At 59.8% G+C, this 1413-nt stretch carries 2 protein-coding genes; both read right to left on the reverse strand.

Annotation, left to right across the window (positions count from 1 at the left end; genetic code table 11):
* Positions 1-752: ABC transporter permease (locus P792_RS35040; protein WP_035441001.1), on the reverse strand; the 752-nt coding region annotated here is incomplete at its 3' end.
* The coding region (locus P792_RS39420) for an ATP-binding cassette domain-containing protein (RefSeq protein WP_035440936.1) at positions 745-1413 on the reverse strand (669 nt) is incomplete at its 5' end. The genes P792_RS39420 and P792_RS35040, both read right to left, overlap by 8 nt.

The raw sequence follows: 1413 nt of genomic DNA on the forward strand, positions 1-1413 counted from the left end.
GCAGCGATGGCATCGAGTTCGAACCCCATACCCGCATTGGGCTGGCCGCTCATGAGGCGGGAGCTGAGCAGGATACCGGCAATCGCTGCTGTCACGCCGCTGACAAGATAAACGATAACCTTGTAGCGACGCGCATCGATACCAGAGAGACGCACGGCGTCCTCATTGCCGCCAATGGCAAAGATATAGCGCCCGATCGGCATTTTCTCGAGCATCACATAGGCCACCACAAATGTCAGCGCCATGATCACGATAGGGGTCTGCACCCCCAGAATGGTGCCACGCCCCAGAAAGCCGAACCAGTCGGGCAGGCCCGTCACCGGATAGCCATTGGTGTAGATCAGTCCCAGCCCGCGCGCGATGCTCATCGAGGCGAGCGTGACAATGATGGGGGGCATACGCAGACCGGCGATACACAGTCCGTTGCCGAGCCCGAACACCATACCCGCCCCGATCCCCGCAAGGATGGCAACGACGCCTGACACCCCGCTGGCGAGCAGCCCCGCCGTGAGCGTACCAGTAAGCGCCATGGTGGCTCCCACTGACAGATCAATGCCGCCTGTCAGGATCGCGAATGTCATACCGACCGAAATGATGGCGTTGATCGAGACCTGGCGACCGATATTCTCCAGATTGCCCAGCGACAGGAAACGACTGTTGAGAAACATCATGCCGATGACGACCACAATGAGCCCCATGGCAGGCAAAATTGCGGTCGAGCGCCGTGACAGCGCCATGACGGAGTCACGCATGGAGCGACGCTCCTGGCCCGGCGGGCTGATGAGGGGCATATCCCTGTCCAACGGATTTTGTACCGCTTGATGTGGCATGACGCATGATCTCCTCGGCGTTCAGCGCATCTCCTTCGAGTATGGTCGAGATGGCGCCACGATAAAAAACAGCGACGCGGTCGCACATCCCGACAATTTCGGGCAGTTCTGATGAGATCATGATGATCGCAAAACCCTCCCCTGTCAGGTCCCGCATCAGACGATAGATTTCCGCTTTGGCCCCGACATCGATCCCGCGCGTCGGTTCATCGAAGATCAGGATCGGGCAACGACGATTAAGCCAGCGCGCGATGACCACTTTTTGCTGGTTCCCGCCGCTGAGCGTGACGGTTGCCGTCTCGGCATCCGGGGCCTTGACCTGCAGGGCACGCATGAGAGAAGCGGTTTTCTCACGCTCCTTGCGCCGGTCGATCAGCCCTATGGACCGCGTATACTGTGGAAGATTATTGATCGAGATATTGTCGCGGATACTGAATGGCAGGATCAGCCCTTCAATCTTGCGGTTTTCGGGCAGGAGCCCGATCCCAGCCTTCAGTGCCGCTGCCGGATCGGACAGGGTGACGTCACGCCCGCGCATGGTCACGCTCTTGCCCGGACAAGGTAGCGCCCCGATCAGCGCCAG

The organism is Asaia sp. SF2.1 (genome assembly GCF_000505765.1).
In the GTDB taxonomy this organism is placed as follows: domain Bacteria; phylum Pseudomonadota; class Alphaproteobacteria; order Acetobacterales; family Acetobacteraceae; genus Asaia; species Asaia bogorensis.